This window comes from Acidovorax sp., from assembly GCF_027492855.1.
In the GTDB taxonomy this organism is placed as follows: Bacteria; Pseudomonadota; Gammaproteobacteria; order Burkholderiales; family Burkholderiaceae_C; genus Acidovorax.
The window spans coordinates 1-24,753 of the sequence record NZ_JAPUDY010000044.1 but is presented as its reverse complement, the minus strand read 5'-3'; the positions used below and the strand labels follow the sequence as shown (position 1 = coordinate 24,753).

General features: G+C 66.4%; 19 protein-coding genes and 1 pseudogene. 5 read left to right on the top strand and 15 right to left on the bottom strand.

Annotation, left to right across the window (positions count from 1 at the left end; translation table 11 throughout):
* The first annotated feature begins 16 nt into the window (after window positions 1-16).
* The gene (locus Q0105_RS08090) at window positions 17-2,317 is read left to right on the top strand and encodes a diguanylate cyclase (protein ID WP_298210579.1); all 2,301 of its coding nucleotides are present in this window, start codon (window positions 17-19) and stop codon (window positions 2,315-2,317) included.
* Window positions 2,318-2,354: 37 nt separating this feature from the next.
* Here the strand turns inward: Q0105_RS08090 and Q0105_RS08085 are convergent, their stop codons facing one another.
* From Q0105_RS08085 to Q0105_RS08035, 11 genes are all read right to left on the bottom strand, one after another.
* A complete protein-coding gene (locus Q0105_RS08085; protein WP_298210577.1) occupies window positions 2,355-3,809 on the bottom strand; it encodes an efflux transporter outer membrane subunit in 1,455 nt (484 codons plus the stop codon).
* Window positions 3,806-6,943: an efflux RND transporter permease subunit gene (locus tag Q0105_RS08080; RefSeq protein WP_298210575.1), complete on the bottom strand. Its 3,138-nt coding sequence runs from the start codon at window positions 6,941-6,943 to the stop codon at window positions 3,806-3,808. Before Q0105_RS08080 ends, Q0105_RS08085 begins: the two co-directional genes overlap by 4 nt.
* Before the next feature lie 478 nt (window positions 6,944-7,421).
* Window positions 7,422-10,532, bottom strand: a complete 3,111-nt coding sequence (locus Q0105_RS08075) for an MdtB/MuxB family multidrug efflux RND transporter permease subunit (protein ID WP_298210573.1) — start codon at window positions 10,530-10,532, stop codon at window positions 7,422-7,424.
* Window positions 10,533-10,564: 32 nt separating this feature from the next.
* Window positions 10,565-12,229: an efflux RND transporter periplasmic adaptor subunit gene (locus Q0105_RS08070; RefSeq protein WP_298210571.1), complete on the bottom strand. Its 1,665-nt coding sequence runs from the start codon at window positions 12,227-12,229 to the stop codon at window positions 10,565-10,567.
* Window positions 12,230-12,378: 149 nt separating this feature from the next.
* A complete protein-coding gene (locus Q0105_RS08065; protein ID WP_298210569.1) occupies window positions 12,379-13,020 on the bottom strand; it encodes a LysE family transporter in 642 nt (213 codons plus the stop codon).
* 98 nt (window positions 13,021-13,118) lie between these two features.
* Complete coding sequence (locus Q0105_RS08060; protein WP_298210567.1) at window positions 13,119-13,748, bottom strand: ATP-binding cassette domain-containing protein; 630 nt, start codon at window positions 13,746-13,748, stop codon at window positions 13,119-13,121.
* Between the two features lie 60 nt (window positions 13,749-13,808).
* Complete coding sequence (locus tag Q0105_RS08055) at window positions 13,809-14,744, bottom strand: EamA family transporter (RefSeq protein WP_298210565.1); 936 nt, start codon at window positions 14,742-14,744, stop codon at window positions 13,809-13,811.
* Complete coding sequence (locus Q0105_RS08050) at window positions 14,741-15,754, bottom strand: NAD-dependent epimerase/dehydratase family protein (RefSeq protein ID WP_298210563.1); 1,014 nt, start codon at window positions 15,752-15,754, stop codon at window positions 14,741-14,743. The genes Q0105_RS08055 and Q0105_RS08050 overlap by 4 nt, the downstream gene beginning before the upstream one ends.
* Complete coding sequence (locus Q0105_RS08045; RefSeq protein WP_298210561.1) at window positions 15,751-16,695, bottom strand: bile acid:sodium symporter family protein; 945 nt, start codon at window positions 16,693-16,695, stop codon at window positions 15,751-15,753. Before Q0105_RS08045 ends, Q0105_RS08050 begins: the two co-directional genes overlap by 4 nt.
* A 10-nt stretch (window positions 16,696-16,705) precedes the next feature.
* A complete protein-coding gene (locus tag Q0105_RS08040; protein WP_298210559.1) occupies window positions 16,706-18,040 on the bottom strand; it encodes an NAD(P)/FAD-dependent oxidoreductase in 1,335 nt (444 codons plus the stop codon).
* 58 nt (window positions 18,041-18,098) lie between these two features.
* Entirely contained in the window at window positions 18,099-18,923 is an 825-nt protein-coding gene (locus Q0105_RS08035) for an SDR family oxidoreductase (protein WP_298210557.1), read from the bottom strand.
* A gap of 90 nt (window positions 18,924-19,013) precedes the next feature.
* Here Q0105_RS08035 and Q0105_RS08030 point away from each other — a divergent pair, with 90 nt between their 5' ends.
* From Q0105_RS08030 to Q0105_RS08015, 4 genes are all read left to right on the top strand, one after another.
* The gene (locus tag Q0105_RS08030; protein ID WP_298210554.1) at window positions 19,014-19,772 is read left to right on the top strand and encodes an IclR family transcriptional regulator; all 759 of its coding nucleotides are present in this window, start codon (window positions 19,014-19,016) and stop codon (window positions 19,770-19,772) included.
* A 27-nt stretch (window positions 19,773-19,799) separates the two neighbouring features.
* Window positions 19,800-20,168 (top strand): hypothetical protein, encoded by a 369-nt coding sequence (locus Q0105_RS08025; protein WP_298210552.1) that lies wholly within the window; start codon window positions 19,800-19,802, stop codon window positions 20,166-20,168.
* 73 nt (window positions 20,169-20,241) lie between these two features.
* On the top strand, window positions 20,242-20,412 hold the full coding sequence (locus tag Q0105_RS08020) for a hypothetical protein (RefSeq protein WP_162995995.1): 171 nt from the start codon (window positions 20,242-20,244) through the stop codon (window positions 20,410-20,412).
* Between the two features lie 125 nt (window positions 20,413-20,537).
* Window positions 20,538-21,227: a glutathione S-transferase gene (locus tag Q0105_RS08015; protein ID WP_298210549.1), complete on the top strand. Its 690-nt coding sequence runs from the start codon at window positions 20,538-20,540 to the stop codon at window positions 21,225-21,227.
* A 44-nt stretch (window positions 21,228-21,271) separates the two neighbouring features.
* Here Q0105_RS08015 and Q0105_RS08010 read toward each other — a convergent pair whose 3' ends face one another.
* The 4 genes and pseudogenes from Q0105_RS08010 to Q0105_RS07995 form a co-directional block, all read right to left on the bottom strand.
* Window positions 21,272-22,354: an XdhC family protein gene (locus Q0105_RS08010; RefSeq protein WP_298210547.1), complete on the bottom strand. Its 1,083-nt coding sequence runs from the start codon at window positions 22,352-22,354 to the stop codon at window positions 21,272-21,274.
* Between the two features lie 20 nt (window positions 22,355-22,374).
* Window positions 22,375-22,998, bottom strand: a complete 624-nt coding sequence (locus tag Q0105_RS08005; RefSeq protein WP_298210545.1) for a carbon monoxide dehydrogenase subunit G — start codon at window positions 22,996-22,998, stop codon at window positions 22,375-22,377.
* A 39-nt stretch (window positions 22,999-23,037) separates the two neighbouring features.
* The gene (locus Q0105_RS08000; protein WP_298210543.1) at window positions 23,038-24,249 is read right to left on the bottom strand and encodes a VWA domain-containing protein; all 1,212 of its coding nucleotides are present in this window, start codon (window positions 24,247-24,249) and stop codon (window positions 23,038-23,040) included.
* A 145-nt stretch (window positions 24,250-24,394) separates the two neighbouring features.
* Window positions 24,395-24,753: pseudogene (locus tag Q0105_RS07995) on the bottom strand (MoxR family ATPase); the annotation flags it as partial.

Here is a 24,753-nt window from a genome sequence, read left to right as displayed (position 1 = left end):
CCAAGGAGCACCGCGCATGCAAGCTAGCTACAGCCCACTGCTGGTGGTGCTCTCGGTGCTCACAGCGATCATTGCGTCGTTCGTGGCACTGAACATGGCGTCCCACGTCACCGCTGCGCGCACGGCCACCAAAGCGGGGCAGCAGAGCAAGGAGCGCATGTGGCTGTGGCTGGCGGGCGGCTCGGTGGCCATGGGCTCGGGCATCTGGTCCATGCACTTTGTGGGCATGCTGGCGTTCTCGCTGCCCATTCCACTGGCGTATGACGTGTCCATCACCCTGGCATCGTGGGTGGTGGCTGTGCTTTCATCCATGCTTGCGCTGATCACCATCAGCCGCCCTCAGCTTGCCTGGCGCCAACTGGGGGTGGCGGGTATGTTGATGGGGGTGGGCGTGGCGTCCATGCACTATCTGGGCATGGAGGCGATGCAGATGATGCCGCGCATCTCCTACGACCCACTGCTGTTTGCGCTGTCGGTGCTGATTGCCATCGTTGCATCCACGGCCGCGCTCAAGATCTGCTTTTTGCTGCGCGGCGACAACGCCGTCACCGGTCTGACGCAAAAGGCCGCTGCAGCCCTTGTCATGGGGCTGGCCATTGCAGGCATGCACTACACCGGCATGGCTGCCGCCAACTTCCCCGAAGGCAGCGTCTGCACCGCCAATGACCTGGGTATCTGGGGAGCACGGATGGGCATCGCCATCAGCGCAGTGGTGGCCGTGTTCTTCATGGTCATGCTGTTGGTTTCTGTGTACCACGCCATGGCGCCCACAATTCTCAACCGGCTGGCGTTTCTGGTGTTCGCCTCGATCGTGCCCGTATCGCTGCTGGTGATTGGCGTAATGGCCTTTGACTACTACCGGTTGCACCAACAGCAAGAGCGTGAACTCGTCAGCGCCGCACGGGCTGTGATGACGGCGGTGGACCATGAGCTGGCCAACATCAAATCCGGCATGGAGGTGCTCTCCACCTCACGCATGCTGCAGGGGGGCAATTTGCGGGATTTTCACGGCCAGGCGCGTGACAGCCTGGCAGCGCTGAACCTCTCGGCCATTGTTCTGGAGAGCGCAGACGGCCAGACGCTGATGGATACCCAGCGCACCGCAGACTCCAGCCTTTCGCCCACTCCGCAGCAACGCCAGCAACCCGGCACCGCGGAGCGCACTGACCTCGCAGCCCTCAGCCCGTACCTGGAAGACGCGGGCACCATCACCGTTTCGGTCCCCCTGTCCTATGCCGGTGGCCAGGTGCTGCGCGCGCGATTCGCACCGTCCATCCTGGCCCACCTGATCACCGAAAAGCAGCTCTCTTCACAATGGATCGTCTCGGTATATGACGGCAACGGCTACATCACCGCACGCAGCCACGATATGGAGCGCTATGTGGGACGGCTGGGGCTGCCCGGCATCATCGGCAATATCACCCGCAACACGGCGGACGCGTTTGAAACCGTCACCCGCGAAGGCACGCCCGTGCTGATGGGCTCCAGCCGCTCAGCCCACACGGGGTGGGCGGTGGGCGTGGGTATTCCCAGCGCCAGCCTGCGCGCACCACTATTGGACGCCGCCGTCTGGCTGCTGGCGGGGCTGACGCTCATCTTGCTAGTCAGCCTGCTGCTGGCTTGGCGAATCAGCCGGGGCATCTCGTCGTCCGTGCAATCGCTGGTGCAACCCGCTCTGGCGCTGGGCGACGGGGCATCCATCAACGTACCGCCGCTGGCGCTGGCCGAGGCCGACCAGGTCGGCCGGGCGCTGAGCCAGGCCTCAATCCTGCTGGACGCTACCCGCCACGAGGCCTACCACGACCCCCTGACCGGACTGGCCAACCGTGCCTTCTTTCGGCAGATGCTGCGCAAGCAGATCACCCTGGCCGAACGCAACAGCACGGGCCTGGCGGTGCTCTACATTGACCTGGACGGTTTCAAGGCCGTGAACGACACCCACGGCCACGACGCGGGTGACCTGCTGCTGCAGGAGGCCGCCCAGCGCCTGGCGCAGGGCGTGCGCGCCTGCGACCTGGTGGCGCGCCTGGGGGGCGACGAGTTCGCCATTGCCCTGATCCAGCCAGGCGCCCGGGGCGCGGCCAAGGTGGCCGCCAAACTGGTGGAGCATATTTCGCAACCCTACCACTGCGGCGAGCACACGCTGCATGTATCCGCCAGCATTGGCGCCACCAACTACCTGCCTGGCACAGCGCCCCACGCGGGTGCAGCTGAGGCACTGCTCAAACAGGCAGACGTCGCCATGTACCACGCCAAACAAACCGGCAAGCGCCGCGTGGTCATGGCGGACTATGTGCCTGCCGATGCCTCGGCGTGAGTTGCATTGCACCTCCCCATTCCAGTGACTCCAGGCCTCACGGTGCTGCCCGCGGCTCCCATCGCCCCGCCACGTTCTTGAGCAGGCTGTTAACGGCACTTAACCTGCGGCTGCGCACGTCGATCAGGCTGCGCCGGGCGGACAACACGGTGGTCTGCGCCGCCAGCACATTGAGGTAACCCACGGTGCCCGCGCGGTACTGGTTCTCCACCACATCCAGCGCGCGCTGCGCGGCGGCGGTGGCCTCGCGCTGCAACTGCTCCTCTTGCGCCAGGGCGGCGGCGGCAGTCAGGTTGTCCTCCACCTCCTGCAGCGCCGTGAGCACCACGCCTCGGTAGGCCGCCGTGACCTGCTCGTGGCTGGCGCGGGCCGACTCCACCGCCGCGCTGCGGGCGCCGCCGTCAAAAATGGATGCCGCCAACGCCGGACCCAGCGACCAGAACAGGTTGGGCGCACTGAACAAATCGGACAGCGGCGAGCCCCGGTAGCCGCCTGCCGCCGACAGCGTGAGCGCCGGGAAATATGCGGCGCGCGCCACGCCGATCTGCGCATTGGCCGCCGCCACGCGGCGCTCGGCAGCGGCGATGTCGGGGCGGCGCTGCAGCAGGTCGGACGGCAAGGCCTGCGGCACTGCCGCAGGCGTGGGCAACGCGCCCGTGGCCGCCAGCGAGAACGCCGCGGGCGCCTGGCCCAACAAGGCGGCCAGCGCGTGCTCCAACTGGCTGCGCGTGGTTTGCGACTCCAGCAATTGCACCTGGGTGGACTTGTACTGCACCTCGGCCTGCGCCACATCGGCGCTGGAGGCCACACCCGCAGTCTGGCGATTGCGCGTCAGCTCCCAACTGCGGTCATAGGCCTTCAGGGTCTCGGCCAGCAGCGCGGCCTGGGCTTCGGCGGTACGCAGCGAAAAATAAGTCTGCGCCACCGTGGCCTGCAGCGACAGGCGGGCGGCAGCCAGATCGCCAGCACTGGCCTGGGCGCTGGCCTGCGCGGCGCTCACCCCGGCCGACACGCGGCCCCACAGGTCCAGCTCCCAACTGGCAGAAAGGCCCAGCGAGTGGCTATTGCTGATGCGCGCCGTGCTGCTGCCATTGGCCAGCTGCGAGCCACTGCGCGCGCGGCTGCTGCTGGCGTTGGCCCCCACGGTGGGCAAGGTCGCCGCGCTGCTGCTGGCCACGGCCGCCTGGGCGGCGCGCAGGCGCGCGGCGCTCTGGGCCAGCGTGGGGCTGTTCGCATCGGCCTGCTGCTGCAGGCGGTCCAGCACGGCATCGCCATAGGCCAACCACCAGGTTTCGGGCACCGCATTGGCGGCCTGGGGCTGCGCGGGCTGCCACAAGCCCTGGGCCTGCGCTGCGGCCTCCTCCTTGAAGGCGGTGGGGATGTCCATGGCGGGCCGCTCATACGGCGGGGTTTGCGCGCAGCCTGCCAGCCACAGGCTGCCAACCAGCAGGGTAGGCCAAGCGGCCCGGCGCGAAAGAGTGGGAGAGGTCATCCGTCGTTTCCTTGCAATACCGCCGGGGTCACTGGTGCGGCTGCCGCCCGCGCACTGCGGCGGCGGCCCAGGGCCCGCAGCACCCGCGTGCGCAGCCGGTCCAGCGCCACGTACATCACCGGCGTGGTGTAAAGCGTGAGCAACTGGCTCACCAGCAACCCGCCCACGATGGCTATGCCCAGCGGCTGGCGCAGCTCGGCCCCATCGCCCCGGCCCAGGGCCAGCGGCAGCGCGCCAAAAATGGCCGCCACCGTGGTCATGAGGATGGGGCGCAGCCGCAAATTGCATGCACGGTAAATGGCTTGTGCGGCCGTCACATGTACCCCGCCCTGCTGGCGCTGCCGGGTGAGCGCAAAGTCAATCATCATGATCGCGTTCTTCTTGACGATGCCGATCAGCAAGATCACGCCGATGAGCGCGATGAGCGAGAACTCGGTCTTGAACAGCATCAGCGCCATGAGCGCCCCCACACCCGCCGAGGGCAGCGTGGACAAAATGGTGACGGGGTGCACCAGGCTCTCGTACAACATGCCCAGCACCAGGTAGATGGTGATGATGGCCGCCAGGATCAGCAGCGGCTGGCCCGCCAGCGAGTCCTGAAACGCACCCGCCGTGCCGCTGAACGAGCCGCGCACCGACACCGGCACACCCAGCTCGGCCACGGCGTTGCGCACGGCATCGGACGCCTGCGACAGCGACACGCCCGGCGCCAGGCTGAAGCCGATGCTGCTGGCCGGTGTGCCCCTGTCGTGGTTGACCGACAGCGGCGTGTTGGTGGTGGTGATGCGCGCAAATGCGGTCAGCGGGATCTGCTGGCCCAGGCTGTTGACGAAGAAGAAGCCGCGCAGCGTCTCGGGGCTTTGCAGGTAGCGTGGCTCGGCCTCCATCACCACGCGGTACTGGTTGAGCGGGTTGTAGATCACGCCCACCTGGCGCTGGCCAAAGGCATCGTTCAGCGTGGCGTCGATCTGCGCCATGGTGAGGGAGAGGCGCGCCACGGCGTCGCGGTCGATGACCAGCGAGGTCTGCAGACCGAAGTCCTGCACATCGCTGTTCACGTCCTCCAGTTCTGGCAACTGGCTCAGCACCTGGCGGATGCGCGGCTCCCAGGTGCGCAGGTCGCCAATGTCGTCGGCCTGCAGCGTGTAGTCGAACGAGGCACTGCTCTGCCGCCCGCCAATGCGGATGTCGCGCTGCGGCACCATGAACAGGCGCGCGCCCGGCTCGTTCTTGAGCTGCTCGCGCAGCCGCGCGATGACCACCTCTGAACGCTCTTGCCCCGGCCCGCGCTTGAGCGTCATGAACATCTGCGCGGCATTGCGCTGCCAGCCGCCCGTGAAGCCGGTCACATGCTCCACGGCCGGGTCGGCCTGCACGATGGCCAGAAAACGCTGCAGCCGCTGCTCCATGGCCTGGTACGACGTGGCCTGGTCGGCCCGGATGAAACCCGAGATGCGGCCCGTGTCCTGCTCGGGCATGAAACCCTTGTCGATGGCGGTGTACAGGCTCACGTTGAGCGCCACCACACCCGCCAGCACCAGCAGGGCCACCGGCTGGTGGCGCAGGCACCAAGCCAGGCTGCGGCGATACAAGCGCATGCCGCGCGCCTGGGCCCGGTCCAACCACCCACGGCGGCGCCGCGCTGCATGGAGGTGTTGGGGCTTGAGCAGCGCCGCGCACATCATGGGCGTGGTGGTGAGCGACACCACCATCGACACCAGGATGGCCGAGGACATGACGATGGCGAACTCGCGGAAGAACCGCCCCACGATGCCGCCCATGAACAAAATGGGCACGAACACGGCAATGAGCGAGAGGCTCATGGACACCACGGTGAAACCGATCTCTCGCGCGCCGTCGAGCGAGGCCTGCAGCGCGGTCTTGCCACGCTCCATGTGGCGCATGATGTTCTCGAGCACCACGATGGCGTCGTCCACCACAAAACCCGTGGCCACCGTGAGCGCCATGAGCGAGAGGTTGTCGAGCGTGTAGCCCGCGAGGTACATCACGCCAAACGTGCCCGCCAGCGACACCGGTACCGCCACGCTGGGGATGAGCGTGGCGCGCCCGTTGCGCAAAAACAGAAACACCACCAGGATCACCAGCCCCACCGCAATGAGCAGCGCGCGCTCCACCTCCTTGACCGAGGCGCGCAGCGTGGGCGTGCGGTCGGAGACGATCTCGATATCAATGGCCTCTGGAATGGACGCCTTGAGCGCGGGCAGCAGCGAACGCACCCGCTCCACGGCTTCGAGAATGTTGGCGCCGGGCTGCTTGTAGACCTGCAGCAGAACAGCCGGTTTGCCATTGGCCACGCCGAAATTGCGTACGTCCTGCACCGAGTCCTTCACCTCGGCCACGTCTTGCAGTCGCACGGCCTGGCCGTTTTTCCAGCGCAGCACCAGTGGCGCGTAGTCGGCCGCCACACGCGCCTGGTCGTTAGTGGCCACCTGCCAGTAGTGGTCCTCACGCTCCACCGCACCCAGCGGCCGGTTGGCATTGGTGGTGACGATGGCGCTGCGCACCTGCTCCAACGAAATACCGTTGGACGCCAGCCGCACCGGGTCCAGCTCCACCCGCACGGCAGGCAGTGCGCCGCCACTCACCGTGGCCTGCCCCACGCCTTCAACCTGCGAGAGTTTTTGCGCCAGCACCGTGGAGGCGGCGTCGTACATCTGCCCGCGCGTGAGCAGGTCGGACGTAAGCGCCAGGATCATGATGGGCGAATCCGCCGGGTTGACCTTTCGGTAGGTCGGGTTGCTGGGCATGCCGGTGGGCAGCAGCGTGCGCGCGGCGTTGATGGCCGCCTGCACATCGCGCGCGGCGCTGTCCACGTTGCGATCCAGGTCGAACTGCAGCGTGATGGAGGTGCTACCCAGGATGGAGCGCGAGGTGATCTCGGTGACCCCCGCAATGGCGCCCAGCGACCGCTCCAGCGGCGTGGCCACGGTGGCAGCCATGGTGTCGGGGCTGGCGCCAGGCAGGCTCGCGCTGACCGAGATGGTCGGGTAGTCCACCTGCGGCAGCGGGGCCACGGGCAGCAGGAAGTACGACACCGCACCGGCCAGGGCCAGGCCCAGGGTGAGGAGCATGGTGCCGATGGGGCGATGGATGAAGGGGGTGGAGAGGCTCATGGGGTGGCCTCTTCATTTTTTTGATCTTTTTGGCACCCAGCGCTTATCTGATAAGCGCAAGCAGCTATGTTTTTAATAGCAATCAATGTGCCTTGAGTAAGCCCGGAGGCCGGGGCGCACGCCCCGCAGCACGGCGCGAGGCGCTTGCGCCCGCGAGACACTGTCGACGGCCCGTGTGGCTGTTCGGCTGTCCAACCCCTGCTGGCTGCAGGCTGGGGGTCGCCTTTCTTTTGCTTACTTTTCTTTGGCGAAGCAAAGAAAAGTGAGTCGCCTGCCGGGGCGATAACCCGGCCCCCGCCCTGAACCCAAGCACACCTCCCAAACCAGCCAACGAGCCCAGGCTTCGACAAGCTCAGCCCGAACGGTTCAAGGAAGTGCGCAGACTCCGAAAGGCTCAGCCCGAACGGATGGGGAAGCGCCCAGGCTTCGACAAGCTCAGCCCGAACGGTGAACAACAAAGTGAAATCCAGGGCCGCCATCAAGCCACCCCGCCCCGTCGCCCACGCCACCGCTGCGCCCACCCCTCAAACGTGAGGTAGATCACCGGCGTCGTGAACAGCGTGAGCAACTGGCTCAGGATCAGCCCCCCCACCATCGTCACCCCCAGCGGATGCCGCAGCTCACTGCCCACTCCCGTGCCCAACATCATCGGCAACGCCCCCAGCAAGGCCGCCAGCGTCGTCATCAAAATCGGCCGAAACCGCAACAGGCACGCCTGATAAATGGCATCGCGCGCGCTCAAGCCGCCGTCGCGCTGCGCCTCCAGCGCAAAGTCGATCATCATGATCGCGTTCTTCTTCACGATGCCGATCAACAGCACGATGCCGATGATGGCGATGATGTCCAGATCCACCCGCGCCGCCATCAGCGCCAGCAAGGCCCCCAGCCCTGCCGAGGGCAAGGTGGACAAAATCGTGACCGGGTGCACCGTGCTCTCATACAGCACGCCGAGCACGATGTACATCGTGACCACCGCCGCCAAAATCAGCAGCAGCGTGTTCGACAGCGAGGCCTGGAAGGCCAGCGCCGCGCCCTGGAAGCGTGTCTCTACCGACAACGGCAACTGGCCTTCGGCCTGCACAGCGGCCTTCTCGCGCTCGATGGCGGCCACGGCGTTGCCCAGCGAAACGCCCGGCGCGGTGTTGAACGAGATCGTGGCAGCGGGCAACTGGCCCACGTGGTTCACCACCAGCGGCATGTTGCGCTCTTCGATGCGCGCCACCGACGACAGCGGTACAGGCGCTCCGGCGCTCGATGGCACATAAATGCTCTGCAGCGCCTCGGGCCCCACCTTGAACTGCGGCGCCACCTCCAGAACCACGCGGTACTGGTTGGACTGGGTGAAGATGGTCGAGATCAGCCGCTGGCCAAAGGCGTTGTACAGCGCGGCATCAATGCCAGCCACCGTCACCCCCAGGCGGCTGGCCTGGGCGCGGTCGATCTGCACATAGGCCTGGCGGCCCTGGTCCTGCAAGTCGCTGGCCACGTCGGTCAGCTCAGGCAGCGCGCGCAGGCGGCGCAGCAACTCGGTGGTGCTGGTGGTGAGCTGTTTCATGTCGGGCGACGACAGCAGCCACTGGTACTGCGTGCGCGCCACACGGTCTTCAATCGTCAAATCCTGCACGGGCTGAATGAAAAGGCGGATGCCGGGCAAGCCCTGCACACGCTCGGCAAGGCGCTGCTGCACCGCATCGGCCTTGTCGCGTTGCGCGTGCGGCTGCAGGTCGATCAACAAACGGCCCGTGTTGAGCGTGGTGTTGGCGCCATCGACGCCGATGAACGACGAGATGCTGCGCACGGCCGGGTCTTGCAGCAAACTGTCGACCACGGCCTGCTGACGCTCGGCCATGCCAGCAAACGAGATCGACTGGTCAGCCTCGGTGGTGGCCTGCAGCGTGCCCGTGTCCTGCACCGGGAAGAAGCCCTTGGGGATGAACAGGTAAAGCACCACGGTGAGCACCAGCGTGGCCAGGAACAGCAGCCAGGTCCAGCCCCGGCGGTCCAGCACCCAGGCCAGCATGCGGCCATAGCCCGCAATCACGCGGTCGAAAAAGTGGCCTGTGGCCCGGTACAGCCGCCCATGGCTCTCTTCGGGCGTGTGGCGCAACAGCCGCGCGCACAACATGGGCGTGAGCGTGAGCGACACCACGGCCGAGATCAGGATGGAGACAGCCAGCGTGATGGCGAACTCGTGGAACAAGCGCCCCACTACGTCGCCCATGAACAAGAGCGGTATCAGCACCGCGATGAGCGAGATGGTGAGCGAGATGATGGTGAAACCGATCTGCTTGGAGCCCTTGAGCGCCGCCGCCAGCGGTGCCTCGCCCTCTTCCACGTAGCGCGCGATGTTCTCGATCATCACGATGGCGTCATCCACCACAAAGCCGGTGGAGATGGTGAGCGCCATCAGCGTGAGGTTGTTGATCGAGAACCCCGCGAGGTACATCACGCCGCAGGTGCCGATCAGCGACAGCGGCACCGCTACGCTGGGGATCAGAGTGGCCGAGGGGCTGCGCAAGAAGACAAAAATCACCGCCACCACCAGCAGCACGGCCAGGCCCAGCTCCATCTGCATGGCGCGCACCGAGGCGCGCACGGTGACCGTGCGGTCAGTCAGCACCTGCACATCCAGCGAGGCGGGCAGCGTGCTCTGCAACTGCGGCAGCAGGGCCTTGATGCGATCCACCGTCTCGATCACGTTGGCGCCAGGCTGGCGGCGGATGTTGAGGATCACGCCGGGCTTGGCCCCGGTGTCTGCCGTGCCCGCCCAAGCCGCAAGGCGCGTGTTCTCGGCATCGTCCACCGTCTCGGCCACGTCTTTCAAGCGCACGGGTGCGCCGTTCTTGAAGGCGATGATGAGGTCGCGGTATTCGGCGGCAGACTGCAACTGGTCGTTGGCGTCGATGGTCGATGCGCGCGCGGGGCCGTCAAACCCGCCCTTGGCCTGCTTGACGTTGGCGGCCGCGATGGACGTGCGCACGTCCTCCAGCGTCAGGCCCAGTTGTGCCAGCGCCGTGGGGTTGGCCTGGATGCGCACGGCCGGGCGGCGCCCGCCCGCAATCGCCACCAGCCCCACGCCTTTGACCTGCGAGAGCTTGGGCGCGAGGCGGTTCTCCACCAGGTCGTTCACGCGGATGACGGGCAGCGAGGGCGAGGTGATGGCCAGCGTGAGGATGGGCGCGTCCGCCGGGTTGACCTTGCTGTACAGCGGCGGCATGGGCAGGTCGCTGGGCAGCAGGTTGCTGCCTGCGTTGATGGCCGCCTGCACCTGCTGCTCGGCCACATCGAGCGCCATGTCGAGCGCAAAACGCAGCGTGATCACCGAGGCCCCGCCCGAGCTGGTGGACGACATCTGCGAGAGGCCCGGCATCTGGCCGAACTGGCGCTCCAGCGGCGCGGTGACGTTGGAGGTCATCACGTCCGGGCTCGCGCCCGGGTACAGCGTGGTGACCTGGATGGTGGGGTAGTCCACCTCGGGCAATGCCGAGGTGGGCAGCAACCGGTAGGCCATCAGCCCCGCGATCAGGATCGCCACCATGAACAGCGCCGTGGCAACGGGGCGCAGGATAAAGAGGCGCGACAGATTCATGGCGACAGATGCGCTCGCAAACGGTGCCGCGCTCAGCGCGTTGGTGCCGCAGTGCCACCCTGAGGCGACTGCAGCCGCTCGCGGATGTAGGCACGGCGCTCGTCCTGCGGCAGGGCCATCACGCGGGCACGTTCATCGGCGGGCATCTGGTCGAGCAGCGCTTTCACCTGGGGCGGGATACCACGCGGTGGTTCCGACGGCGCACTGGCCGGCGCCGCAGCAGGCGCCACAGCAGCCTGTGCAGGTGCGGCAGAAGACGGCGTTGCTGGAGCTGATGCCGCTGATGCAGCCGGTGCGGCGCCACCCGCGCCCATCTGCGCACGCCGCTCGCGTATGAAGGCGCGGCGCTCCTCGGGGCTCATTTTCTGAAGCTTCTCGCGTGCCTCGGGCGACAGCGACGCCATGAAGGCGCGGCGCTGCGCGGCCTGGTCCTGGGCGGCCTGGTCAGCGCGGGTCACGGCCCCGGCATCGATCACCGCCACTTTGGCGCCTTCGCGCAGGCGGTCGATGCCGTCGGTCACCACCTGGTCGCCCTCGCGCAATTCGCCCTCAATGCTGATGCGGTTGCCATCGGCCACGCCCACACGGATGGCGCGCTGGGTGACGGTGCTGTCCTCTTGCACCAGATACACGTAGTTGTTCTGCACCGCCGTCGCAGGCACGGTCAGCACGGCTTCGAGCAGATTGACCTGCAGCCGCACGTTGACGAATTGGTTGGGATACAGCGCACCGTCTTCGTTGGCGAATGCGGCCTTGACCTTGATGGTGCCCGTGGCGGTGTCGATGGCGTTGTCCAGCGCCACCACGCGGCCCTTGGCCAGCGAGCGGCGCGCATCGCGGTCCCACAGCTCCACAGGCAACTCCTTGCCCGCCGCCATGCGCTGCCGCATCTGCGGCAGGTGGGCCTCGGGCACGGAAAACGCAGCATCCATGGGCCGCACCTGATTGATGGTGACGATGCCGTTGGCATCGCTCGGCCCCACCACATTGCCCTTGTCGGCCTGGCGCAAGCCCAACCGACCCGCAAACGGCGCCGTCACCTGGGTGTAGCTCAACTGCAGGCGCGCTGCATCCACCTGGGCCTGACCGGATGCCACCGTGCCCTCCAGTTGCCGCACCAGCGCGGCCTGGGTGTCCACCTGCTGGCTGGCGATCGAGTCGCGCGCCAGCAGGTCCTGGTAGCGCTTGAGGTCGAGCTGCGCATTCTTGAGCAAGGCCTGGTCACGCTGCAGCGTGCCCTGGGCCTGCGACAGCGCCGCGCGGTAGCTGCGTGCATCGATCTCGGCCAACACCTGGCCCGCACGCACCTCATCGCCCTCCTTGAAGCGCAGCGCCATCAACTCGCCACTCACCTTGGCGCGCACCACGGCCGTGGAGCGGGCGCTCATGGTGCCGATGGCGCTCACCACCACCCGCACATCACCCCGCTGCACGGTGCCCACCGACACAGGCTGCACATTGCTGCCACCGCCAAAGCGGCCCGGCCCGCCAGCGGGTGGTTTACGCCCGGCGGAGGCCCCCGTTGCGCTTGCACCGCCTGCACTGGCTGCCTCCTGGCGCTGCTTCCACCACAGGGCGCCACCTGCGGCCAACCCCGCCAAAACGGCAGCCAACAGCACGGCAACAAGCAGCCGCAGCTTGCCGGACTGCAATGCAGCCGGCTGCTGCGAACGGGCAAACGAGCGGATCAGGGGCATGGTCGGGCGCAACGCGGTGAATGAGCGGATGGATATGGTAGCCAGCGCCCCAGGGAAACCACCGCTGCGCGAGCCCCTTTACCGGGGATTTACCCGTGCTATGGATTGCGCTTACCGACCGCGCAACACACCCACCCAGGTAGTGCAGGTCAACGATTGGTCGCCAGCAAAAGACCGCCAGCGCCCATGAAAAATCCGCCCGTGGCCTTGTTCAGCCGCGCCACACCCTGCGATGTGCGGATAAAACGGCGAATCTGGCGGCCAAAGCTGGCATACACGGCCGTCGATACAAACTCGCTGCCAAGATAGATGGAGCCCAAGACCAGAAACTGGCGCGCCGCTGGTTGTGCCGGATCGATGAACTGCGGAAAGATCGCCGCGAACAGAATGATGGCCTTGGGGTTGGTGATGCCCAGCAAAAACTCCTGGGCGATGAGTGCGCGCAGGCTCACAGGCGCCGGGTGGCCAGGCAGCAGGCCACTGCCCGAAGCATCAGCCAACGCAAGGCCGCTGAATTCGCGGCTGCGCCAGGCCCGCCAGCCGAGCCAGAACAAATAGGCCGCACCCACCCATTTCACCGCCGTGAAGGCGGCCTCAGAAGCCAGCAACATGGCGCCCAGCCCCACGGCAGACACCGCGAGGAAGATGGCAAACGCCGCCGCCCGGCCCACGGTAGCAATCAAGGCCGCGCCCACACCAGCACGAATGCCGTTGTTCAGGCCGCAAAAATTGTTGGGCCCTGGGGTGAGCGAAATGGCGATGGCCACCGGAACGAAGAGCAGCGCGTCCATGGAGCGGTCCTTGCGGGGAGAAATAAAAAGGGAAAGCCGGAGCAGTCTAAGGCAGTCCTTCTCCCGCTGCTGGCCGAGAAGCACAAGCCCCCGAAGCCTCAGAGCCGCACCAAATCCACCACGGAGCCCCAGGGCACCCCCATCAGGGCCTCGTAGTGAGCCACCACAACCAGGCGGTCGGGCTGGAATGCCTGCGCCGTCAGGGCCTGCGCCAGGTAGTGGATAGAGGGCTTGTCCAAGCCCCCTACCGGCTCATCGATGAGGGTGAGGGGAGCCCCCGACGCCAGGGCCCCAGCCATGAGCACCTTGCGCTTGCTGCCGGTGGACAGCGCATAGAACGGCTTGTCCAGATGCTCATGCAGCGTAAACCCCTCGGTGTGCGCGGCCAGTGCAGCGGCATCCCACAGCGGATAGCGGGCGGGCAGGCCATCAAGCCAGCCCCTGGCAGTCAGTTTGTCGAAATCGTCCGAACGGGGATCGGCCCAGAACACCTGTTGCGCATAGGCTTTGGGCGCGGCTTGCTGATTTACACCCCGCAGCGTGATGCGCCCGGCCTGCGCGACGAGTTCCCCCGCCAACAGCCGCAACAGTGTGGTTTTGCCACTGCTCTCATCGCCGCGCACCAAGGCCAGGCCTGCGGGCAACGCCATGGACCACTGGTCCAGCACCCTGCATTCGGGGTAGGCAAAGCACAGGCCCTCCACCTGCAACACCACGTTCAGAGACATCCTGCTTCCTTGGGTTTGGCGCGCAGGGCATTCCATCCAGTCCTGCGCGAGTCCAGGATTTTAGAGAGCGGTCGAAGAAGCCTCGGTTTGGCGCTGCCTGCGCGCCGCCAGCCAGCCTCCAGCCTGGTTCACCACCAGACCACACAGCACGGCTGCCGCGCCGCCCCATTGCAGCGGCAAGGGGGTCTCGCCCAAGAACGCATAGGCGGCCCACAGCCCCACCACAGGCACCAGCAGCGAAAACGGCGTGACCCGCCCGGCGGCGTGGCGCTGAAGCAGTTGCGTCCACAGCGTGTAGGCCAGCAAGGTGGCCAGAAAAGCCAGATAGCCCACCGCCAGCAGCGCAACACCGTCGATGGAGCGAAGCTGCGCCTGCACGCCGCCCACACCGTCGTTCCAGGCGGCCAGCGCAAAGAACGGAACAATGGGCACCAGGCTGCTCCACACGATGAAGGGGAACGGCGCATAGGCCCCGGCCTGCGCGGCGCGGCGCGCCACCAGATTGGACACGGCCCACATGAAAGCCGCCCCCAGCGTGAGCACAAAGCCAGCCAGCGTCATCTGCCCCGGCCCCTCGCCATGCGCCAAGCCAATGGTCATGAGCCCGCCCAGCGCCAGCAAAAGGCCCCACCACTGCCAGGGCTTGGCGCGCTCGCCCAGCAACGGTGCGGCCAGCAGCAAGGTGAAGAATGCCTGCGTCTGCATGACCACCGAGGCCATCCCTGCCGTCATCCCCAGCTGCAATCCCAGAAACAGAAAGCCAAACTGCCCCAGCCCCTGCGCCAGCCCATAGCCCACGACAAAGCGCCACGGCAGCGCGGGGCGGGGCACGAACAACAAAAAAGGCAGCGACGCGGCGGCAAACCGCAGGGCGCCCAGCAGCATGGGGCTGAGCCCCTGCAGACCAACCTTCATCACCACGAAGTTCAGCCCCCAGATGACCACCACGGCCAGCGCGCGCAGCAGGTCGCCCCGGCTCAGCGCCCGCACGGTCATGCGGCCACCGCCGATGACCCGGCCGCAGCCACGGGCCGCCCCTGGCGCGCGCGGGCGGCTACGAAGGCATCGAACGCCTGGGCGCTGGTCTTGCCGGGCGCATAGCCCAGCCCTTCCTTGAGCGCTGTGTTGAGCAACACGGGGCGGTAGCGCAGAAAATCGAGCTGCTCGGGTCCATAGCGGCTCACGCCCAAGGTGGAGCCCACGGCCAGCGCGGCGCGCAACAGGCCCGCAGGCAGCTCCAGCACCGGCTTGCCCAGGCGCCGGGCGATCTCGCGCAGCGGCAGCGCACCATCGCCCGCCAGGTTAAAGCAGCCCGCGCGCCGCGTGCGCAGGGCATGCACGATGGCGCCGGTCACGTCCTCATCCCAGATGAAGACGAACGGGCTGGCGCTGCCCCGGATGGCCAGCAGGCGCGGCTTGTCGAACAGCGCGGTGATCTGGTTGTCCACGCGCTCGCCCAAGATGGTGCCGATGCGCAGCACCGTCTGCGCCAGCGCCGGATTGTCAGCGCGGTACTGGGCCAGCATTTCCTCCACAAGCCGCTTGTGGTGGGCGTAGGCAAACACCTCGTTGCCACGCAGCACATCGGTCTCGCGCAGCCAGGCCGGGTTGTCAGCGTGGTAGCCATAGGCCGCACCGCTGGAGCTGACGACAAGATGCTGAACGCCCTGGGCCACACAGGCATCGAGCACGTTCTTGCTGCCCAGCACATCCACGGAATACTCGAATTCGCGGCTGGAGCCCTTGCCTGGCGTGACGATAGAGGCCAGATGCACCACGCTGTCGATGGCATGTTCGGCCAGCACCTGCTCCAGCTCGGGGTCGCGCACATCTTGCACCCTGTAGATCACGCCGGGCAGGCGGCGCTCGGCGGGCACCTCACGCACATCGGCCACTACCAGGGTGGCCACCCCTTCACTCGCCAGCGCCGCCACCACGCCCCGGCCCAGAAAACCATCGGCCCCGGTCACCAAGATGCGGCGGGTGTTCATCAACGATTCGGTCATGCGCCGCGCTCCTTGGCCACTGCCCCTGGCGATGCGGAGGGCTGCACGACCGGTCTACGCCCCCACCACCCGGCCAGCACCAAGCCTGCGATGATGTCCCAGAAGCCCCACACGCCCGCTACCACGGCCATGCCGCCCAGGCCACCGAAGAAGCTGAAGATCAGCACCAGGCCCAGCCCGGCGTTGCGAATGCCCACCTCAATGCTCACTGCGCGCCGGTCGTAGTCTGGCAATCCACTCGCCCGCGCACAGGCATAGCCGGTGCCAAAGGCCAGTGCGTCATGTAGCACCACGGCCAGCAGCACCAGCCCCACGTAGTCGAGGAAGTAGCGCCAATTGCCCGCCACGGCGCCAACAATGAAACCAATCAGGCAGACAAAGCTCAGGATGCGCACGGGCTTTTTGATCCGCTGCGTGAAACGCGGCAGTTTCTCGGCACACAAGATGCCCAGCACGAACGGCAGCCCGATGATGACCACGATATGGCCCGCCATTTCCAATGGGTCGAGCGCAATGCTGCGCAGCAGCGGCGCCGCCGTGGGGTGCATGCTGCCCCAGAACGCAAAGTTGAGTGGCATCAGCACGATGGCCAACGCATTGGAGATCGCCGTCATCGACACCGACAGCGCCACATTGCCTCCGGCGCGGTGCGTGAGGATATTGCTCACGTTGCCGGGCGGGCAACACGCCACAAGGATCATGCCCAGCGCAATGCTGGGGCCGGGCTTCAGTAGCAGCGTGAGCACGAAGGTCACCGCAGGCAGCACGATGAACTGCGCCGCAATGCCCACCGCCATGGCGCCGGGCATGCGCAGCACACGTTTGAAGTCGGCCACGCGCGTGTCGAGCGCAATGCCAAACATGAGAAAACCCAGCACCACGTTCAGCACCACCAGTGATGCGGGGTTGAAGTTGAGCCGTATTTCGTCCACGGGCAGCATGGTGAGCCTTTCAGGCGAGGGCAGCGGAAGCTGCACGCACGGCGTTGCGGTAAGTATTCTTGTGCACGTAGTACGCCATGCGTTCGAGTTTCAGATACTTGAATCCCCCTGAAAGATCGGGCGGCGGACCTGCCTTGGCCTGGCGCAGCGCCTCGGCACGCGGCGAGCCCTCGGCCTGCGCCTTGAAGAAGCGGGCCACCAGCTCGGCCTGCTCATAACGGCCCTGCCAGCCAATGCCACTGGCTTCGATCATGCCCATCACGGCCAGGTTGTCGAAACGCGGCGAGAGGATGTTGAGGTACAGCTGCGGCGCCATGCCCTGCCAGTTGAGCAGGCTGTGGTCAATGAACGGGTAGTGCAGCTTGTAGCCCGTGGCACAGAGCACCAGGTCGTAGTCTTGCGCGCGGCCATCCTTGAAGTACACCGTGTGGCCGTCAAAACGGGCGATGTCGGGCTTCACGTGGATGTCGCCATGGCCCAGGTGGTGCAGCACCAGCGAGTTCACCACGGGGTGCGACTCGTACATCTTGTAGTCGGGCTTGGGCAGGCCGAAGCGCGCCGGATCGCCCGTAAACCATTGCAGCACCACGCTATCGACCTTCTGCTTGAGCCAAGGGGGTAGCGGCAGCTTGCCGCCCAGTGTGTCGGCAGGCTTGCCAAACACGTACTTGGGCACAAAGTAGTAACCGCGCCGCACCGAAAGATCCACGCTCTTGGCGTAGTGCACCGCGTCCACCGCGATGTCGCAACCCGAATTGCCCGCGCCCACCACCAACACGCGTTTGCCCTTGAACAGCTCGGCGCTTTTGTAGGCGCTGGTGTGCAGCAGTTCCCCATCGAAGTGGCCCTCGAAGCGCGGCATGTTGGGCTCGGCCAGTGTGCCGTTGGCAATCACCACACCCTTGAACTCCGCCGTCTGCGCAGGGCCGCCGTGCTGGCTCCAGGTGATGCGCCACAGCGGTGCAGCGCCCTCACCCACGGGCTCTACCTTCAGCACACGGGTGCCAAACCAATAGTGCTGGCGCAAGCCAAAGCGCTCTGAAAAATCAAGGAAATACTGGCGCATTTCGCGGTGGCTGGGGTAGTCGGCCACCTCGGGGCGCATGGGGAACTCGGTGAACTCCGTGGTGTGTTTGCTGGAAATAAGGTGTGCAGACTCGTACACGGTGCTGCGCGGGTTGTCGATGTTCCACAGCCCTCCCACATCGGTGTGGGCCTCAAAGCCCTGAAAAGGCACCCCCAGTTTTTGTAGATTGCGCGCGGCGGCCAGCCCGCTGGGGCCAGCGCCAATCAATGCAATCTGAGTGCGGGTGTCCACCACGGTGGGCGTTGTCTCTGGGCTCATGTTTTTGCTTTCTTTCTCTTGGTCTTGTGTCGCTCTGTCCATCCCTCGGCAGACCGGTTCAGGCACCCGGTTCGTCCGGCGGTGGCAGGCCCGGAATGGCAGTGGCACCTGCCTGGCCCACACGCGGCTTGCGCGGCTGGCCCAGCAGCAGGCGATCGTGCAGGGCATCGGGCAAAAGATTGAGCAGCCGGGCCAGCCAGCCAATGCGCGCAGGCAGCACGATGTGGGTGCGCCCCCTTGCAATGCCCTCCAACATAGCCTGGGCTGCGGCCTCTGGCTCCATCAGGCCAGGCATGGCAAACCGATTGCCGGCCGTCAGCGGGGTACGCAAGTAACCGGGGCTCACCGTGCTGACCAAAACGGACTTACCGCGCAATTCGGCACGCAGGCTCTCCAGGTAACGGATCAGCCCACCCTTGCTGGCGCAATAGGCGCCGTTTCCGGGCATGCCACGCCAACCCGCAATGCTGGCCACGCCCACCAGGGCGCCGCGCCGCTGCGAACGCATGGCTTTGACAAAGGGCTGAAACGTGGTGGCAGCGCCCAGCAGGTTGATCTCCAGCATGCGGCGCAGCACGGCCAGGTCATCGGCCTCGGCGGTGTCATAGCCACCCGCCACGCCCGCGTTGGCGATCACCAGATCGGGCGGGCCCCTGCGCGCCATCCAATCCGCCGCCATGGCCTGCATGGCGGCACTGTGGGCCACATCGGGCGTGTACACGGCGCAGCGCTCGGGTGCCAGTGCGGCCAGCGCCTGCAGGGTGGGTTGGTGCAGCCCCACCAGCGCCACGGACGCCCCCTGGCGGATCAGTTCCCGTGCCAGGGCCTGGCCCAGGCCGCCGCAAGCTCCGGTGAGTACCGCATTCTGGAAAGTCGCTGCCATGGATACCCCAAAGAATCGTGGTTTGCAGCTTAGCCACAATGTTCAATAATCCCGAAATGTTTTATGGATTCGTCTCGAATTCCGGGATTTATGATCAACACATCCCCCAGCCTCAGGCTGTTTGAACTGCTGGAAATCATGTGCGCCCAAGGCCGGCCTTTCAGCCTGGCCGACGCCATCGAGGCCACCGGCTGGCCCAAGCCCAGCGTGCACCGCATGCTGGGCCAGCTTGAAAGCGGCGGTTTGCTGGCGCGCGAACCCGATGGCCGCCGCTACACCCCGGCCCCACGCCTGCTGCGCCTGGCTGAGAGCACGCTCAGCGCGGGCACCCAGCATGGCGTGCGCCATGCAGTGCTGCGCCAATTGGTGGCAGATATTGGCGAGAGCTGCAACCTCACGGCGTTGAGCGGCGCCGAGGTGATCTACCTGGACCGCGTGGAATCTGCCTTTCCGCTGCGCATGGAACTGCGGCCTGGCACCCGCGTGCCCATCCATTGCTCGGCCAGCGGCAAGCTGTTTCTGGCCCACCTGTCAGCCGCGCGCCGGGCCGCCATTCTGAACGGCCTGCCCCTTACCCGCCACACAGCCACCACCCTGACCGAGCGCACCGCCCTGGAAGCCGAGTTGGAGCAGATCCTGCGGCAAGGCTACGCCACCGACGCCGAAGAGTTTGTCGACGGCCTCGTCTGCGTTGCCGTGCCCGTGCTGGGCAGCGGAGGACAACAGCGCCAGGTACGCTGCGCCGTTGCACTGCAGGCGCCTGCGGCCCGCATGCCGCTGGCCCAGGCGCTGCAACAGGTGCCCCGCCTGGGTGAGGCCGCCCAGGCACTGGGCCGCACCTGGGCATGATGGACCTCATTTTTCTAACTCCCGACCATGCCACTGAACTACCTGGACTTTGATTACAGCGAAGATGCCGACGGCATCGGCACCTTTGATGCCATGGCCAGCGCGCTGCCAGCCCAGATTCCGGCCTTGCACTCCGAAATCGTCCAGGTGCTGGTTTGGGCACACCAGCACTGGCCGGAGGCCTACGGCCCCTTGGAAGATGGCGGTGAATGGCAGTACGACCTGCAGGGCGTGCAGGAGGTCAGCACACCGCTGGTGCTGGAGCTGGACCCGGCCGACGAACACCTTCGCACCGCCCTCGGGCCTGCGGCGCCACCACGCACCACCCTGACCCTGACCATCAGCGGCAGCGCCGCCTTCTGCATGGCGCTGCGGGAGGCTTTCGAGATCGCATAGGAAGCCTCCAAAAACCCCTGCGCCCGGCTGTAGCCTAAAATCACTCTTTTTTCCACCAACTCAGAGACCTACCATGGGCAACAAGATCGTCACCGAAGCAGACCGCAAGCGCACCCCCCGCCCTACGCCCGTGCCCGGCTACACCCTGGCTACCCCCGGCCGTGGCCAGCGCGTGAGCCTGGAGCGCGGTGTGGCAACCCGCAGCAAGAAGAACCCTGGCAAGCGCTCCAAGAAGGGCGGCTGATCGCCAGATCGCCACGGGCTGGCCTGTGCGGCTGGCACCTTGCAAAAGAGCCCTCGCGAGAGGGCTTTTTGCTTTCCGGGCGTCCTCTACGCCGTGCTGGCCGCTGGAGGCCCTAATATGCACCCATGCTCACCGTCCACCACCTCGAAACCTCGCGCTCGCAGCGCATCCTCTGGCTCCTGGAAGAACTGGGGGTGCCCTACGAACTCAAGGTCTACCGGCGCGACAAGGCCACCAAGCTGGCGCCGCCCGAGCTGAAAAAAATCCACCCCCTGGGCAAATCGCCCGTGATCACCGATGGCGGCGAGGTGATTGCCGAGTCGGGCGCGATCATCGAGTACCTGGTGGAGACCTATGGCGCGCAGGCAGATGGCGACCTGGCCCATCTGCAGCCCGCATTGCGCACCCCGGAGCACCGCCAGTGCCGCTTTTGGATGCATTACGCCGAGGGCTCACTCATGAACTGGCTGGTGATGAAGCTGGTGTTCATGACGATCCCCACCCAGCCCATGCCCTTCTTCGCCAAGCCCATTGCGCGAAAACTGTGTGGCAGCGTGCAGCAAAAGCTCATCGACCCCAACGTGGACGCCGCGCTCGCCTTCATCGAGGCGCACCTGGCCACCCACCGCTGGTTTGCGGGCGAGCACCTCACCATGGCAGATTTTCAGATGAGTTTTGCGGTAGAGGCCCTGCTGGCACGCGCCAATGACGCGGGCCATTGCCCGCACCTGAAGGCCTACTTGCAGCGCATGCAGGCACGCCCCGCCTACCAGCGGGGCATTGCCAAGGGCGGGCCGGTGGTGATGGGGAACTGAGGCCCTGGCGCTTGTTGGTGCGGCACCCGCAACGACTGACTGCGTCAGCCCACCCCACACACCCTCGCACCTGGATCGTTGTGCACCAGTTCCCGGTCGTTCTTGGCCTGGGCCACTTCCACGTCGCGCGGCAGGGCCACACCGTTCTTCACGGCCAATATCTCGGCCATCACGCTCACGGCGATCTCGGGCGGCGTCTTGCTGCCGATGTAGATACCGATGGGGCCACGCAGGCGTGCCAGGCTTTCAGCGGTCTGATCGAAGTGCTCCATCATCCGCGCTCGGCGTGCCTCGTTGTTGCGGCGCGAGCCAATGCCGCCCACATAGAAGGCCTGGGTATTGAGCGCCTCCAGCAAGGCCAGATCGTCGAGCTTGGGGTCGTGCGTGAGCGCCACCACACAACTGCGGTGGTCGGGCTTGAAGGCCAGCACCACGTCGTCGGGCATATCGCTCACCACGGTGGCGCCAGGCACGCTCCAACTGCCCCGGTATTCCTCTCGCGGGTCGCACACGGTCACTGCAAAGCCGTTGAACAAGGCCATGGTGGCGAGGTATTCCGTGAGTTGCCCGGCGCCGATGAGCAGCATGCGGTATTCCGGCCCGAAGGTGTTGGTGAGCTGCCGCGCGTCCACCGCCAAGTCCTGCGGCGCCGCTGCCGGGGCCAGCGTGACGGCACCGTCGGCCAGGCGCACGGTACGCTGCACCAGGCGGCCTGCGGTCAACAGAGCGATCAGCTCGGCCAGGCGGGTCGGGTCAGGGTCGTATTCGAGCAGCAGCTCCAGCGTGCCGCCACAGGGCAGGCCAAAGCGATGGGCTTCGTCGGCGCTGATGCCATATTTGACGAAGGTCGGCGGCCCGCTGGGAATGCTGTGCTCGGCCGCCGATGCAGCCGACGCAGCCGTGGCCACCTGCGCATAGGCGCGGGTGTGGCGGTCGATCAGGTCGTCTTCAATGCAGCCGCCCGATACCGAGCCCACCACCGCGCCATCTTCACACAGCGCCATGATGGAGCCCACGGGCCGGGGCGACGAGCCCCAGGTGCGCACCACTGTGGCCAAGAGGGCGCGGCGCCCTGCGGCGCGCCAGCCTTGCAGGGTGCGCAGCACCATAACGTCCAAATTTTCCATGGCTCAAGTTTCCCGCTTATTCAGCCCCGATTGAACCACCAGGCCACCAACACCAGCGCCACCACGCCCCCCGCCCACACCCAGGCGGGCACCCCGCCCCCCTGGGCCATGGTGCCGCCATCTACCGCACCGGGCTGGGTGACGGCATTCGCAGCGGTGGCTTGCGGCACCTCGGGGCGTGGGTGGCGGCGTTGCATTTCGTTGTCAAAACGCTTGAAGAAATCCTCGGCCATGGTTTTGGCGGCGCCATCGATCAAGCGCTGGCCCAGTTGGGCGATCTTGCCGCCCACCGACGCATGCACGGTGTAGTGCAGCTCGCAACTGTCCTGCCCCGTCCCATCATCAGGCACCGGCACCAGCTTGACCTGGGCATTGCCCTTGCCAAAGCCCGCCACGCCGCCTGAACCATCAAACGCGATGTTGTAGCTCTCGGGCGGCAAGATGTCGGACAGGGTGATCTTGCCCGCGAACTTGGCCGACACAGGGCCGATCTTGAGCGCCATGGCCACGGCGTATTGGTGTTCGCCCGTGGGCTCGACCTTGTCGCAGCCAGGGATGCACAGCTTGAGGACTTCGGGGTCGTTGAGCGCTTCCCAGGCCTGCTGCTGGCTGACGGCAAGGGTGCGGCTGGCTTGCATTTCCATGGTGGGTCCTCTCGGTGGTTCGGTTGTCTCTGAAATCGGTCACTGCCTGAGCACTGCCGCCAGGCTGGCCGCCAGCTCTTGCAAGCGGCTCAGGTTGTGCACGGCCACCATGCCGTGGGCCTGGCGGTGCAGTTCGGCGGCGCCGCGCGCGGTGGGGGCATAGCCGTCGAAACGCAGCAGCGGGTTGAGCCACAGCAGGCGCCCGCAATGGCGGCGCAGCCAGCCCAGCTCCTGCGCCAGCGCTTCGGGCGCGCCTGTGTCCAACCCGTCGCTGATCAGCAGCACCAGTGTGCGTCGCCCCACCAGCCGCCGGGCATGTTGCGTGCGCAACTGGGCCAGGCTGTCGCCCATGCGGGTGCCCCCGGCAAAGTCACAGATGGCGTGGCTGGCCGTGTGCAGCATGGCGTCGGTGTCGGCCTGGCGAAAGGCGGGCGTGAGGTCAGTCAGCCCCGTGCCGAACGCGAACACATCGCGGCGCACGGCGCCCCCCGTGTGGCGTGGTGCGGTGGCGGCGTGCAAAAACGCCAGCAGCAGGCGCGCATAACGCTCCATCGAGCCGGACACATCCACCAGCACCAAGAGCGGCAGCGGTTGCTGGCGCCGCTGCAGAAGCGGAATCCGCAGCACCTCGCCGCCATGGCGGGCCGCATGGTGCATGGCGCCCGGCCAGTGCGGGCGGCTGCCGCGTACACCCGGCCGGGTGCGGCGGGCGGCATAGCGCGGCAGGGGCAAAGGCACTTCGCGCGCCAGGCGTTCCACCAGCAAGTATTCGCTGGCCGAGAGCTGGTTGAAGTCGGCATGGCGCAGGCGCTGCAGGTCGCTGGCGGTCATGGCGGCATCGAAGTCGATCTTGTCGTCCTCGCGCGGCGGGGGGCCATTGCGCGCCGCGCGCACGGGGGCCAGCGCCTCGCTCACGCGCGGGCGGCGCTTGGCGGGCTCGGCCTTGGACTCGGCGCTGGGCAGCATCTGCGCGAGCAGCTTCTGGGCGATGTTGGGGTTGCGAAAGTACGCGTCAAACAGCTCGCGGAACACCATGCGGTCTTGCTCGCGGCTGACGAGCACGGCCTCCAGCGCGGCGCAAAAATCCTCGCGCTGCAATCCCACCAACATCACCGCCTGCTGGGCCAGCGCCATGCGCGCGGCGTCCACACGCACACCGGCGCGGCGCAGCGTGCGGCCAAAGCCGCTCAGGTTGTCAGCCAGCTTGCCGGTGCGGGCATCGCCCAATTGCGAGACCGAAGAGATCGTCATGCCCTCTGCCACGGCCACTCCTTCATATGGGTTCGCGTTCGATCCATCAGAACCGTTCGGGCTGAGCTTGTAGAAGCGCCACGTGAGGCTTCGACAAGCTCAGCCCGAACGGTTTCATATTCTTGAATGCACATCGGTATCGGTATCAAGCATCAGCGTCGGCAGGCTGCAGCAACTGCACCGCCATGTCGCGTGTGAGAGCCGCCACATCCTCGCGCTGCTTGAACAAAATGCCTGCTGTGTCAGACACCACTTCTGGGTCCACAACGATGGTGTCGAGCGCCACCAGCGCCTTGGCCCATTCCACACTCTCGGCAATACCGGGAGCACGCTGAAAGGCATTGGCAAACGGCTGGCTGCGCAGGCGGCCCACAAACTCTGCCACCTGCTGCGCCAGCGCCGCGCTGGCATTTGGCACCTGGGTGCGCACGATGGCCAGCTCGCGCTCACGCTCGGGGTAGTCCAGCCAGTGGTACAGGCAGCGGCGCTTGACGGCGTCGTGCA